This is a genomic window from Massilia sp. BAP21, assembly GCF_057801335.1.
The window spans coordinates 1,347,021-1,361,983 of sequence record NZ_CM173596.1; the positions used below are offsets into that span (position 1 = coordinate 1,347,021).

Here is a 14,963-nt window from a genome sequence, read left to right on the forward strand (position 1 = left end):
ATGAACGAGCGCCCCATCCTCCTGCACACGGCCAGCGGCGCCCACCCCTTGCGGGTGGCGCTGGCCGACGGTTTCCTGACGCGCCTGCGCGGCCTGATGCTGGCGCCGCCGCTGGCGCCGGACGCCGGCCTGCTCCTGACGCGCTGCGCCAGCGTGCACTGCGCCTTCATGCGCCAGGCCATCGACGTGGTCTACCTCGACACCGCCGGCGCCGTGGTCAAGTGCGTGCCGCGCGTGAAACCCTGGCGCGCCAGCGCCGCCGATCCGCGAACCGGCGCGCGCCACACGCTGGAGCTGGCGGCCGGCGCCATCGGGCGCCTCGGCATCCGGCCCGGCGACCGCCTCGAGCATCCCGGCCTGGCGCAGGCGGTGCGGCCGCGGGTGCGCGCGCACGCCCAGGGCGGCCTGGCGATGGTCGAATTCGTCGTGGTCGGCCCGATCATCGCCGTGATCGGCCTCGGCATCATCCAGTACGCGCAGCTGTTCTTCGCCAAGAGCCAGATCAACCATGCCAGCTTCATGGCGGCGCGCGCCGGCAGCGTGGGGCATGCGAATCTCGGGACCATCAAGGCGGAATACGCCAAGGCGCTGATCCCGCTGTACGGCGGCGGTACGAATCCGGCCGAGCTGGCCGAATCGGAGGGCAAGGCGCGCAACGCGGTCGCGAACAGCGATGTCGTCATCCTGAACCCGACCGAGGAAAGCTTCGCTGCCTACAATGAGCCGAAGCTGCAAGCCAGGTACAACACCAATTCCCTGCGCGTGATTCCGAACTCGCGGCTGGCCTTCAAGACCCCGTCGGTGGACAGCGCTTCCGGCCAGACCATCCAGGATGCCAACCTGCTCAAGCTGCGCATCATCCACAGCTACAAGCCCACCATCCCGCTTGCCAGGACCATCTTCAGCGCCTACCTGAAGGCGGCCGATCCGCGCAATGACGCCGCCTACACCAGGATCGTGCAGGACAACGGCATCCCGGTGGTCACCCACGTGACGCTGCACATGCAGTCCGACGCCATCGAAGGCACGCCGGTCAGTTCGCCGGGCACGGGCAACGGCGGCAACCCGACCAATCCGGGCGACCCGCCGGTGAGCGACACGCCCTCGCCGCCCTGCACCGGGATCGCCTGCAACGAGGAAGTGCCGCCCGACCCGGTGGACCCGAACGCGCCCTGCACGGGAGCGGATTGCCCGGTCTGCCCGGTGGTGTGATGGAGAAGACATTCATGCATATATCCTGCATCCGGCTTCTTGCCGCACTCGCCCTACTGCCGCTGGGCGGTCTCTCCGCCCAGGCCGCGATTCCTGGCTTCCCCGGCACGCCGATCTGCCCGCCGAACAGCAGTTGCGCGCCGGGTACGCCAACGCCGCCGGGTACCTGTGGTCCCGGTAACGCCGGCGCAACCTGCACCAACCGCGGTCCGGCCATTATCGGCGGGAGTAGCGGCATCAACCTCGGCGCAGGCAACCCGATCAACGTCATCAACGGCAACAAGTACGGGCGTGAAGTCGACATGGCTCCACTGCCCGGCACGCTGGGCCTGGAAATCATCCGCCACTACAACAGCTCGCTAAGCGGGTCCGGCGCCTCGACCAACCTGGTCGGACGAGGCTGGAAACTGTCCTACGAAACCGACCTGTACGTATCGGGCCGCACCGTGCAGATCGTGCAGGCCGACGGCAGCCGCATCATCTTCAACCGCGATCCGCGCAACCCCAGCCTGTGCGCCAGCGCCGATCCGGCCAACGGCACCGTCAGCATCGTCAAGACGAACCGCGGCGACGAATACACCTGGCGCTGGACGAATGGCCGCCAGCTGAGCTTCGACAGCAAGGGCAAGCTGGTGCAGATCCTGGCGCCGGGCGGGCTGTTCGTCAGCCTGCGCTACGACCCGGCGGGCTTGCTGACCCGCGTCACCGACCCGCAGGGCCGTAGGCTCGACCTGAGCTATCCGAGCCGGGAACAGGCCCGCGCCGGCGACGCCTTCCGCGGCGTGCAAAGCATCGCCAGTCCCGTTGGCCGCTTTACCTACCACTATGGCAGCGCCATGGCGGCCGGCGCCGACATCGACAAGCGCCTGCTGCTGGCCAACCTGGTCAAGGTGAGCATGCCGGTTGGCGCGCGCACCTACCATTACGAACAGGCCGACCGCCCCACCCTCCTCACCGGCATCAGCGAACTGGTGAACGGCAAGGCAGGCAAGGCTGCATGGCAGCGCATCGCCACCTATGGCTATGACATCAACGGCAAGGCTAACCTGTCGGTGCGCGGCTGGCCCGCCAGGCTGGCGCGCGGCGCCGACGGCAAGCCGCTGCAGCCGGCGCGCCTGGCGGACGGCACCGGCATCGGCCAGGTGACGCTCGAGTATGGCAAAGGCGAGACGGTCGTGGCCAACAGCCAGGGGCGCCAGACCGTTTTCCGCCACGCGATCCTGGCAGGCGAATACCGGCTGCTGGAAGTACGTGGCGCCGGCTGCTCGGGCTGCGGCGAGACCAATGTACGCTACGCCTACGACGAGCTGGCGCGGCTGCAGACCACCACGCGCCTCTCGGCCACAGGCGAACCCTTGTCCTCCGAACGCCAGGAATACGACCGGCGCGGACGCCTGGCTTCGGTCAGCGACATCGCCTATACACGCGGCAAGGCCCTGCCGGCGCGTTTGAAACTGCGCTACGAGTACGAGGCGGATGCCGCCTATCCCGCGCGCATCCTCCGGCCCAGCGTGGTTCCCGGCCGTTTCTACGTGACCTCGTTCGAGTATGCGCAAGGTCCGGCGCTCGCTGGTCTGCCGGTCCAGGTCAGCGAGCAGGGCTACATGCCAACGCTGGAAGGCACGGGATCCGCCGGCACGATCATGCGCACCATCCGCTACCGCTATGACCATTACGGCCAGCGCGTGGCGGCCGACGGCCCGCTGCCGAATGCGGCGTCGAAGCCGGGCCCGGCCAACAGCGACATCACCCTCACCCGCTACGATGGCCGTACCAAGCTGCCGATTCGCACCGACATGCCGGGAGGTGGCGTTACCGAGGTGCTCGAGCGCGATGCGGCATTGCGCCCAACCGTGACGCGGTTTACCGATGCTGACGGCACCCAGGTCGTACGCGTGCGATACAACTGGCGCGGGCAACCCGAGGAAATGCGGGTGGAAGGGACAGCCGCCGACGGGAGTCCGCCCTTGTCGCAAACCGTCCACTACGCCTATGATACGAACGGAAAATTAACCAGTACCACCCACCCAGGCGACATGGTCCAGCGCTTCGACTACGATGCTGCAGGACGCATGACACGCAAATGGCTACCGGACGGCGCCAGCATGGCTGCCGTGTACGACACTGAAGGACGCCGGACATCCGCGGTCATGCTCGATGCCAGCGGCCGTAGCGTGAGCATGGCCCACTACCGTCTCGACGAGGCGGGCCGCGTGGCCGGTATGGACGACAGCCTGGGCACGACGGCCGATGCAAGCTTCACCCCGGCCGGCGCCGTCGCCGAGATCAGCAATCCGCTCGGCATCGCTACCCGCTTCGACTACGATGACAATGGCATGTTAGTGAGCCGCACGAGTGCACCGGGCACGCCGGACGCCGCCTCGATCAGCTTCGCCTACGATCCCCACGGCCGCCAGATCAAGGTGATCGACGCCAACGGCGTCACCACGCTGCGCCGCTTCGACGACTTTGGCCGGCCCATGCTGGAAGTAAACCCGGACCGCGGCGTGACATTGTACTTTCACGATCCCGCTGGCCGCCTGCTGGTACGCTCTGACGGACAGGGCAACGATACCCGTTACCGCCACGACCTGCGGGGACGATTGGTTGCGGTCGGCACTACCGCCATTCCGGAACTGACGCGTTATCGCTACGTGGGCAAGCGCCTGACCGAAATCGTGGCGACGCCGGACGGCAACGCGGACCATGCCATCGAAAGAACGGGCTACCGCTACGATGCGCTCGGCCAGGTCCTGGAAGAAAAACGCTGGTTTGCACGAGCAGGCGTCAAGAACGATGCCACAGGCCTGAGTTTTGTCACGACGAATACCTATGACGAAGCTGGACGCTTGCACACGCAAGTGCTGCCGGATGGCCATCGGCTGCAATATCGCTATGCATCCCGAGGTGGCCTGAACGCGATCCTGTTCGACGAAGACACGATCGTTGCCGATATCAAACAAGGACCGGCCGGGTTGTCGGGCCTTACATTCGGAAATGGTGTCAGGCATCGCATCGAGCGCGATGCGCGTGGCCAGCTCACTTCCATCAAGGCGACAGGCATGCCGGTTGCCGGACAAGGGTGGCTGGGGCGGCTCGGCGATTGGCTGGGCCATGCTACCGCCCCAACCGAACACCTGGTCTATGCGCAGGCCAATCGCTTCGACCAGGCAGGTCGCCTGATCAGCATCAGGCGCAACCTGGGACGTGCAGGGAACCTGTCGTCCCGGCAAGTGGACGAGCAGTATGCCTATGATGTCCATGACCGCTTGATTGGCGCCGGCACGGATGGCCAGGTGGTCCGCTATGGCTACGACAAAGGGGGGAACCGCCGTATCGAGGCCAGGCCTGATCGGTTGCTGCAAGCGACGGCTGCTAATACGCAAGCAGTCCCTGGTGCGCGCGAATATTTGTACGCGGACGGCACCAACCGGCTGGTTGCGCGGGCGCGGCTGCCGTGGGGCGGTGGCAAGCTTAATGGGACGCCGTCTGGGGTGCGCGGACAACAGGGGCTTTTCGACAATGCCTGGTTGTATGGAGATAGCGGTGCGCCGTTCGCCCGGCTTGGATTCAGTACGCTCGACGCGGTGAGGACGAATACCACGCAGATCGCCGCCAGCCACCGTTTCGAGTACGACATGGCAAACCGCCTGGTTGCGGTATATGACAGCAGAGAAAACGTCATCGCAAGATATGCCTACAACGCGCATGGCGAACGCTTCGCGAAGACCCTGTATGCGGTGCGCAGTTCAGCAGGCCCCGTTGTACGTACTTCCCTGCCTACCGAGACGACACCCGCCACGACCTACAGCTTGTATCGCAATCAGCGGCTGAGTGCCGAAGCCGACAGTGAGGGACATATCACCGCACACTACATTTACGTCGATGGCAAGCCGGTGGCGAAGATCGACATGGAGCCGAATCCAAGCCTGTTTCATGCCGTATGGCGGAGTGTCAGGGGCCTGATGAAAGCTGCCGGCGAACATCCGCCAGCGGATGCAAGCCTTGCCCGGATCTATGCCATCCACACCGATCACCTCGGAACGCCGCAAGCGGTGACCGACACACGGCAGGAGATTGTATGGCAGGCCCGCACATCGCCATTTGGCCAGGCCACAGTCATGCACGCGAGCATGAGCGGCGTCTCCGGCAAACCATTCATGATGAACCTTCGGCTCCCCGGTCAGGTATTCGATGCAGAAACCGGCCTGCACCAAAATTATCTGCGCGATTACGATCCCGAGCTGGGGCGCTACACAACGCCGGACCCGAGCGGCCTGGCGGGCGGTATCAATCCATACGCCTACGTCGACAGCAATCCGCTGACGCATACCGATACCCTGGGCCTGTATCAGAGCGACATTCACTATTACATGAATATGTTTCTGGCGCTGGCTGCAGGCATGAGCCTGGACGATGCGCAAACGCTGGCACTTGCTGCGCAGTTTGTGGACGATAACGACGACACACGCCCTCTGCACCTCGATGACTCGGAAGACCACCGGCGCAGACTGCTGACCTATCATTTCACCGCAGTACCGACAACCATCGATCCAGGCACAGGATGGGTGAGAGCAGGCGTCCGCGACTACGGAACGCCGGTAGACAATACCGCTTTCGCAAATATTCCCGAGAACGCCCAGTTGCGCCGGCTGCGCCAGGCCATCGCGACCTCCAGGAGGGAAGCCAACCTCCGCAATCCTCGCTGCACCCAATTGCAACTCATGGGGGAATACCTGCATTCGTTCGAGGATACATTCGCGCACCGCGACTCGAACAATCATCCGTTCCAGCTGTCAGTCGGGCTGGGACATGGCGGGTATGGCAGCGATCCGGACTACACCTACGACCATTTGTCTCCCATTCTGGGAAATGGCTCATTTAACTGGAATCATAACGAAGAACGCACGCTGCAGATGGAGCGCGAAGTGTATGCAAAATTGCGTGCCCTGGGCGATCCGAGCAAGGCCAAACGGTTCGCCGATTTCGAAATGATTCTTGCAGAATTCAATGACATTCCCGAGCATGAGGGGGAAGGCTTCATACCGGCCGCGCCCAGCACCAGCCGCAAGCTTCTCCTGCTGCAGCAGACACTCGCAGTATGGGGTATCCAGGTCAACTGGGCAGGGCCGGGTGCAACAACGCAATATACATACAACGAAGTGCTGGGGGAGCGTAACCGGAACACGCATCTGTGCGATGCCAACGGAAACGCACTCGACCAGAAAAAATACCAGGGAACGATCCTGCCGTCATGCAACCGATAATCAAGAAAATATGGGGGGCCATGGTGGGGTATGGCGCCCTGTCGATCGCATTGGCACAGGCTTGCGAATCAGTCGAGGCAAGAGGGATCAATGGCGGGACAAGGGGCAGCGTTCCGGCTGTCGGGAATTATTGCCTTAATGTCGATCTGGATCAACCGCGAGCTTTCGATATCCATTCGATGAGCATGAAGACGTTTCAAGGCGCCGCGCTCCTGAGTATCGTCTCCCCTGAGTTTGGTGCACCACCTTCCGCCTTCATGGAGACAGGCCTCGATATTCATTTGCAGGGCCATCGGCTCGAAGCGACAGCAAAAAACATGATGGGCATAAAGGCCAATACCGCGATATCACATGTGCGTATCCACGATGGCACGATCATCGTGCCCGGCTCCGACGAGCCGAATATCGGCATCGACCTCCATATGTTGCAGAGTCCTCGTACGACCTATGCACGACTGCCCTGTGACAACGCGGACGTCAAGTGTGATCGTGGCGCGGCAACAGGCACCTGGAGCAAAGCGCCGCCTTATACCACCACGCAGCATGTCGTCAGCAAAGTAAATATCCGCGCGGGCTGGCTGGGCGTGCAGCTGGTTGGCATCGGCAACACGATTCGAGACAGCGTGATCGAAGTGGACAGCCGTAACGGTATCGCCCTCTTTGGTCCGGGTGGGACGATTGAAAACAATACGATCATTGTGCATGGACAGGGCGTTCCCGCTTCCAGCGACGGTGCGATAGCACTGTGGGATGCCAATGGCACGGTCGTCCGAAACAACCGGTTTGTTTTCAAAGGCTGGTTCAGGAAAGCACCACCGGCGATCAGGCTCATCGATTCCAGTAACGTGCAACTGGAAGGAAATACCTTTGAGGGTTTCAGTCAAATTGTCGACAGGACCGGGAAAAGTTCGTTCAGCAACAGAAAATGACAACCGAATGCCGACTTCCGCACAGCGCGCCTGCGGGTATTAATCTGCTCGATTCGAAGGATGTGCGCATTGAAGGCACACATTCACGGGTTTTGAGCAGAAAGTGCGCGTCAATGGTGCCTCGACCTATATCTTGGAAATGACCTGCTTCTTACCAGTGTTCTTGCGAAAATCGCTCATCCCTGCATAACTGTCAATAACAATGGACATTTATATGATCGCACTTTCGTGCGCGCTGTTATATACCCTTCCTGATGCTCATGCTCAAGATGCCTGCCAGCCGATAAAGCAAATCGACCCCCAACAGACGGATATCACCATCACGGAACTCATCGAACAGCCTGGAGGCTATTGTTTGTCACATGACATAAAGAGCCCTCGTCTTTACGATATACACGGGGAAAAATACGCGAGCAGCCCGATCCTTCAGATAAGCTCGTCCAATGTTGAAATAGACTTGCAAAAGCATTCTCTTACTGCGGAAACAGGAGGGATGAGCGGGATTCTGCTATCACAAATTGACAGGCAAGGACAGCTACCTTCTCATGTCTCTATAAGAAATGGGACTGTTTCGACCCGGACGATTGGCGCCATCGAGATGGCATTCAGGGAAGGCAGCTTGCGAGCTGATTTCATGACGAAATACTCAGGCAACACGCGATCCTCCGGGAGAGATTACGAAAAACTCCAGAAAATCTCTGCAGGTGATTATCCTCTTACTGAGAATATCATCGATTCCATGAAGATCCAGGCAAATACCAGTGAAAAAAACTTTACAGCCGGCCTGGTTGGAATTGGAATGCGCGGCAAAGGAAACGTTGTGCGCAACAGCACGATAGAGATCAACAACGGCCATGCCTCGGTTTATCTTTTCGGACCGAATAATGTTATCGAGAACAATATCATCATATTCAGGGGGAATTCGGCTTACGAAAGCGCGGCTGCGATCAAGCTCCATCATAGTGACGGCACAATCGTCAGGAATAATGACATTGTAGTCCATGGCATTCCCGGAAGCTCTTCTGCCGCCGCGATATCGGTCATCGACAGCAAAGATGTGCTAATAGAAAACAACCGAGTCTATGGCATAAAGACCTTGACAAGAATATGGGATGACAAGAGCAGCACAACTGAGCGCAACAATGAAATCCGGAACTTGCCGGCCGCCCCATCGGCCAAAGGTGAGCCCAGTGTGCAATGAAAGGCTTCTGGCAGGGAGTGCGGCTCGATACCGGCCAGCCGGAGTGCGCGCTGAGGCATCAATGCCGACGCCGGTCGTGCCATCACATCTTACTGAAATAGCCGAGGTGTAGTAGCCATGTTCAAACGTTGGTTTCATTCCGCAGCGCTTTCGAGCGTGTTCGCATGTCTCTACGTCATGACTGCCATGGCACGTGCGCAGCTGCCGCCTATCGGCACGCCGACCTGCCCGCCCAACACCAGCTGCGCCCCCGGCATGCCGCCCGCCTCCCCGCCGGGCACCTGCGGCCCCGGTCCCGGCGGCGCGACCTGCGGCGGCGCCGGTCCGGCGGCCATGGGCGGCAGCACCGGCGTGAACGTCGGCGCCGGCAATCCGATCAACATCATCAACGGCAACAAATACCAGCGCGAAGTCGACATGGCGCCGTTGCCGGGCGTGCTGGGCCTGGAGATCGTCCGCCACTACAACAGTTCCCTGAGCGGCCCGGGCACCTCCACCAACCTGGTCGGGCGCGGCTGGAAGCTGTCGTACGAGACCGACCTGTACGTGTCGGGCCGCACCCTGCAGGTGGTGCAGGCCGACGGCAGCCGCATCATCTTCAATCGCGACGCGCGCGACCCGTCGCTGTGCGCCAGCGACAATCCGGCCGATGGCCGCATCACGGTGCGCAAGACGGCCAGGGGCGAGGAATATGTCTGGCGCTGGATCAATGGCCGCGAACTGAGCTTCGACAGCCGCGGCAAGCTGGTGCAGATCCTGGCGCCGGGCGGCCAGTTCGTCAGCCTGCAGCACGACGCGCGCGGCTTGCTGGTGAGCGTGACCGATCCGCAGGGGCGGCGCCTGCAACTGCAGTACCTCGACAAGGCGCAAAGCGCAGCGGGTACGGCTTTCCGCGGCGTGCAAAGCATCGTCAGCCCGGTCGGCACCTTCCGCTATCGCTACGGCAGCACGGCGCCGGAGGGCGCGCAAGTTGCAGCCAGCACGCTGCTGGCCAACCTGGTCAAGGTGGAGATGCCGACCGGCGCGCGCACCTACCACTATGAGAGTCCGAGTTTCCCGACCTACCTGACGGGCATCAGCGAACTGGCCACGAACGCCGCAGGAAAAGTCGAATGGCAGCGCGTATCGACCTACGGCTACGACAACAATGGCAAGGGTAACCTGAGCGTGAAGGGTTATCCGGCGCGCCTGGCGCGTGGCAACGACGGCAAGCTGCTGCAGCCGGCGCGCCTGGTGGCGGGCACCGGCGTGCAGCAGATCACGCTCGAGCATGGCGCGGGCACGACCACGCTGACTAACAGTCTGGGCCAGAAAATCGTCTACCGCCACGCCGTCATCGCCGGGCAGTACCGTTTGCTGGAAGCGCTCGGCGCCGGCTGCGTTACCTGTGGCGAAACGAATGTGCGCTATGGCTACGATGACGCAGGGCACCTGGTGGCCACGATGAAGCTGGATTCAAAAGGCACCGTGCTGTCGGCCGAGAGCACCCAGTACGACGCCCAGGGGCGTCCGCATATCGTATCGCATCACTCCTATGCCAACGGCAAACCGCTTGCCGGCAAATGGAAGATGCGCTTCGAGTACGCAGGAAACAGCGATTCCCCGGCACGGATCATCCGGCCCAGTGTCGTCCCCGGGAAAGAATACGTAACGGAAATTGTGTATGTCGAAACCGGCGCTGCACAGGGACAGCCAGCCTCGGTGACGGAACACGGCTTCCTGCCGACTTTCGAAGGCACGGGTATAGCCGGCGTCATCGAACGGCGCATTGGCTATCGCTATGACGGATATGGCCAGCGGATCGAAATCGATGGTCCCCTGCCCAATGCGGCTGGCAAGGCCGGCCCCTCGAACAGCGACATCAGCCGCACCGAATACGACACCCGCACCAAGATGCCTCTACGCACGATCGCGCCAGGCAACGTGGTCACCGAATTCCTGGCGCGCGACAGCGCCCTGCGCCTGACCGCGATGCGCACCCGTGACGAGGCCGGGAGCCAGACCGTCACCATACGCCACAATTGGCGCGGGCAGCCCGAGGAAGTGCGCATCGACAGCACCCTGGCCGACGGCAGCGGCCCGCAATCGCGCACCATCCGCTACAGCTATGGTCCGAACGGGCGTCTGCTCAGTGTGACCCAGCCCGGCAACCTGACCAGCCGCTATGTCCATGACGCGGCCGGCCGCATCACGCACCGTATCCTGCCGGACGGCAGCAAGCTGGTCGCCACCGTGGACACCGAGGGGCGCCAGCAGGAAGCAGCCATGTACAGCGCCCAGGACCAGCTTACCGGCCGGGCCCAATTCGGCTTCAATGCACGTAACCGCCTTGCGGCGACCGCAGATGGCCTGGGCGCGCAAGGAAGCGTTTCATATACCGATGCAGGGCAGGTCGCGCGGCTGACAAATGCGCTGGGGATCGGCACGCAATTCGCATACGACGCCTGGGGCCAGCTGATCAGCATGACCAGCGGCGCCGGCACGCCCGAGGCCAGCACGATCGGCTTTGCCTACGACGTCCACGGCAGGCAGATCAAGGTAACGGACGCAAAAGGCGTGACAACCCAGCGCCGCTACGATGACTTCGGCCGCAAGATGCTCGAGGTTAACGGCGACCGTGGCATCGACCTGTTCTACTACGACGCGGCGGGACGCCTGCTCGTGCGTTCGGATGGCCGCGGCGCAATCACGCGCTTTGCCTACGACGTGCAGGGGCGCATGCTGAGCGTCGGCTCCGACAAGATAGCCGGCCTGGTGCAGTACCGATACCTGGGACGCAGGCTGGTGGAAGTGCTGGCCACACCTGACGGCAAGGCCGAGCACGCAACGGAACGTACCCTGTATCGCCACGATGCCATCGGGCAGATGCTCGAGGAGCGCCGCAGCATGGCGCGCATGGACGCTGCCCCAGGCCAGCCACCGCTGCAGTTCATCACCGCCAGCGAATACGACGAAGCGGGACGCCTGCTGCGCCAGACCCTGCCGGACGGCCACAGCCTGTCCTATCGGTATGCCAAGGCCGGCGGCCAGCTGGAAGCCATCCTGTTCGATGACGAAGCACTTGTCACCGGCATCAGGCAGAGCGTAGCGGACGGCTTGACCGGCTATACCCATGCCAACGGCGTGCAGCAACGCATCGTGCTCGATGCACGCGGACGCACGGCCGAACTGGCAGCAGTCGGCGCTGCCCCTGACGCGCGCCGCTGGTGGACGCGCATGATGGCCTGGTTCGGCGCGCACGAAGCAGCGCAGCCGCGGGTGTTGTATGGCCAGGCGAATCGTTACGACGCGGCGGACCGCCTTACAGCCATCACGCGCCAGCTTGGCGCAAGCGGATCTGGCGCCGCGCAGGCACGCAGCGAAAGCTATGGCTATGACGCGCTCGACCAATTGACCACCATTGCAACCGACAGCGGCGCCACGTTGCACTACACCTATGACAAGGGCGGCAACCGCACGGCGGAGCGGGGCGAGCCCATATTAACCAAGGTGAACGCCGGCAATGCGGGCCATGCGCCAATGGCGCGCACCTACCTGTATGCAGAAGGCAGCAACCGCCTCCTGGGCGTGGCGCGCGCAGCGGATCGCCAGGACGGGAAGGCCGCCGAAACCGGCCTGTTCTACAGGCCAGGCGGCCTCCCGATGGCGCAGATCGCGTTCCCGCCGGCATCTGGCCAGCCCGATATGGCACAGCAACGCAGCCGCCGCATCGTGTATAACGCCGCGCACAGGCCGATTGCCGTTTACGGCACCGATGGCGAACTGCTTGCCGCCTATCGCTACAACGCCGACGGCGAGCGTTCAGCCAAGACGGTGTATGCCCCGCCAGTGGCGGCGACTGGCTTCGTTCGCACCGCCGCTGTGACAGGCCGCAAGAGTGTCACTACCTACAGTTTATACCGCGACCAGCGCCTGGCCGCCGAGGCGGACAGCGAAGGCCATATCACCGCCCACTATGTGTATTTGCACGGCAAACCGGTCGCCAGGATCGACATGTCCCCGAACCGCGGCTGGCTGAGCCGATTACGCACGTCGATATGGGGCGGCCCGGACAGCGCCGCCCACGTGTACGCCATCCATACCGACCATCTCGGCACACCGCAGGCGGTAAGCGACGGCGCCCGGAATATTGTCTGGCAGGCCAGTACCACTGCATTTGGCAAGGCACAGATCCTGCACGCCGACCTGTCCGCTGCCAGCGACCGGCCATTCGAGATGAACCTGCGCCTGCCGGGCCAGGTGTACGACGCCGAGACGGGCCTGTCGCAGAACTACCTGCGCGACTACGATCCCGAACTGGGACGCTATACCAGTCCGGATCCGCTAGGACTCCAGGGTGGAATCAACCCTTACGTATACGTGGGTTCGAATCCACTGACCCGGATCGATCCGCTGGGGCTGTACCAGAGCGACATCCACTATTACATGACGATGTTCCTGGGCATCGCTGCAGGACTAACCCCGGAAGAAGCTCGAATTGTGGCGCTCGCGTCGCAATATGTCGACGATAACCCCCTGACAAAACCTCTAAACCTTGAACACGGCCTCGGAAACGAACACCGAACCAGATTGCTGACCTACCACTTTACGGCTGTGACGTCTTATGTGGATCCAAACACTGGATTGATAAAAGGAGGAATATTTGATTACGGTTCAGCCCCCGACAGTACCGATTATGTGGGGCCTTCACTAAACGAGCAGTTACAACGCCTTTACGCTGCTGCCGATCTGAGTGGATTTGATGAAAACGTGGTGTGCAAACGTGGAACCAGACTGCAGTTCCTGGGTGAGTTCATGCATTCGTTCGCCGATACCTTTGCACATCGCGACGCGAATAACGTGCCATACGACCTAACTTTTGGCATGGGCCATGGCGCTAGTTTGAGTCATCCAGACTACACCTACAGGCACGGCAACTGGCAACTCAACGAAGCGCGTACGCTTGAAATGGAAAAAAGAATGTACGCGCTATTCGCCGAAATCGGTGGAACAGGCGCCGTTCATCCACTGAGCGAAATAGAAAAGCTCCTCGAAGATTTCAATAAAATCCCTGAGCACGAGGATGAGGACGATCACACTGCCAAATACCAAAAAACCGCTCCAGGTACAAGTAGGAAAATACAGCTTCTTCAATCCAAACTTAACGAGTGGGGTATCACGGAAGTCAATTGGACTAACCCTGGCCCTACGAAAGGAATCTATTCAGCTGATGCTGGGGCTGCAAATCGCAATAAATTCTTATGCGACGCTAATAATAACGCGTTGGATCAAAGGCTATACCAAGGCACGATTCTTCCGCTCTGCAACACTTCGGCGACACCAGGGCCAGACAATCTCCCCCCTGGTTTTCAAGGAACACCATGAGCATAATCAAATTCAGACAACCTATACTAGGACTGGGTATCGCATTAGGAATTCACGCTCTACAGGTAGGTGCTGTAGAGCCAACCTGTATGAAACTTTCGATTTCTGACCCACAAGGTGCTGGAGATAGGGCTTATATAGACAAGCCCGGCAGCTATTGTCTCCGGCAAAATATGTTGGCTATAAAGGTGTTCGATGTGCATGCGTTTAGCTATAAGGCTTTTAGCGGTGAAGGGCTGATCAGTATTACCCATCCATTCGACAGCAAAGCTAGCTATCCCCGGGGGAAGGATAGTTATGTAATCGATCTGCAAGGCCACCGTCTTGTCGCTGAGGCAAACGGTATGGTTGGCATAGAAAATCGTTCAGGTGGTGTAGGGGTGACGGTACGTAACGGCTATATCGAGGCACCGGGAAATAGCGAAGCAAATCGTGGCATGACACTTCGTCCTGACTGGCTGTCAACGAAAGCCGGAAAAGGATTTTGTCCATTAGAACGAGTAAGTTGCCAAGATATTCCCGCGTCCGCAACGCAGGGTGGCCCACCCTTGGGCTATGCCAAAACTGATTACCTGATCGAAGATATCACCATTCATGCCGGCTGGCGTGGTGTGGACATGGGCGGGGCCGGTAATATACTGCGCGACAGTATCATCGAAGTCGATGGTCGCGTTGCCGTCTTCCAATTCGGCCCGGGTGCTGTGATCGAAAACACGACCTTTATCATACACGGCAAGGGCGACGGAAAGCCGTTCGATGCAGCACTAAAACTGCGCGATGCACATGGCGCCATTGTTCGAAACAACACATTCATTTTCGAAGGCAGCATCTTCGCCAGCGCACCTGCGGCCATCAATCTGCTCGACTCGAAAGATGTGCTTATTGAAGGGAACACGTTCAAGGGCTTCGAGCAGAAAGTGCGCGTCAATGGTGACTCGACCTACACCCTGAAATGACCGTCTCCTTACCAGCGTTCTTGCGCACATCGAT

The 14,963-nt window shown here is 61.0% G+C and carries 6 protein-coding genes; all 6 read left to right on the top strand.

The genetic code is table 11. The features are described from left to right. Positions 1–1,212, top strand: a complete 1,212-nt coding sequence (locus ACWYRN_RS05920; protein WP_488691582.1) for a DUF192 domain-containing protein — start codon at positions 1–3, stop codon at positions 1,210–1,212. Continuing rightward, positions 1,212–6,479, top strand: coding sequence for a DUF6765 family protein (locus ACWYRN_RS05925; protein WP_488691583.1), 5,268 nt, complete (start codon positions 1,212–1,214; stop codon positions 6,477–6,479). Before ACWYRN_RS05920 ends, ACWYRN_RS05925 begins: the two co-directional genes overlap by 1 nt. Then, the gene (locus ACWYRN_RS05930) at positions 6,467–7,408 is read left to right on the top strand and encodes a right-handed parallel beta-helix repeat-containing protein (RefSeq protein ID WP_488691584.1); all 942 of its coding nucleotides are present in this window, start codon (positions 6,467–6,469) and stop codon (positions 7,406–7,408) included. The genes ACWYRN_RS05925 and ACWYRN_RS05930 overlap by 13 nt, the downstream gene beginning before the upstream one ends. 214 nt (positions 7,409–7,622) lie before the next feature. After that, positions 7,623–8,609, top strand: coding sequence for a hypothetical protein (locus tag ACWYRN_RS05935; protein WP_488691585.1), 987 nt, complete (start codon positions 7,623–7,625; stop codon positions 8,607–8,609). Between the two features lie 117 nt (positions 8,610–8,726). Then, positions 8,727–13,973 (top strand): DUF6765 family protein, encoded by a 5,247-nt coding sequence (locus ACWYRN_RS05940; protein WP_488691586.1) that lies wholly within the window; start codon positions 8,727–8,729, stop codon positions 13,971–13,973. An 89-nt stretch (positions 13,974–14,062) separates the two neighbouring features. Next, on the top strand, positions 14,063–14,929 hold the full coding sequence (locus ACWYRN_RS05945; protein ID WP_229437670.1) for a right-handed parallel beta-helix repeat-containing protein: 867 nt from the start codon (positions 14,063–14,065) through the stop codon (positions 14,927–14,929). Positions 14,930–14,963: the final 34 nt, after the last annotated feature.

What these genes read in the sequence shown, in the direction of transcription:
- ACWYRN_RS05925 (WP_488691583.1), top strand. Translation starts at nt 1,212, where the DNA reads ATGGAGAAGACATTCATGCATATATCCTGCATCCGGCTTCTTGCCGCA.
- ACWYRN_RS05935 (WP_488691585.1), top strand. Translation starts at nt 7,623, where the DNA reads ATGATCGCACTTTCGTGCGCGCTGTTATATACCCTTCCTGATGCTCAT.
- ACWYRN_RS05930 (WP_488691584.1), top strand. Translation starts at nt 6,467, where the DNA reads ATGCAACCGATAATCAAGAAAATATGGGGGGCCATGGTGGGGTATGGC.
- ACWYRN_RS05920 (WP_488691582.1), top strand. Translation starts at nt 1, where the DNA reads ATGAACGAGCGCCCCATCCTCCTGCACACGGCCAGCGGCGCCCACCCC.
- ACWYRN_RS05940 (WP_488691586.1), top strand. Translation starts at nt 8,727, where the DNA reads ATGTTCAAACGTTGGTTTCATTCCGCAGCGCTTTCGAGCGTGTTCGCA.
- ACWYRN_RS05945 (WP_229437670.1), top strand. Translation starts at nt 14,063, where the DNA reads ATGAAACTTTCGATTTCTGACCCACAAGGTGCTGGAGATAGGGCTTAT.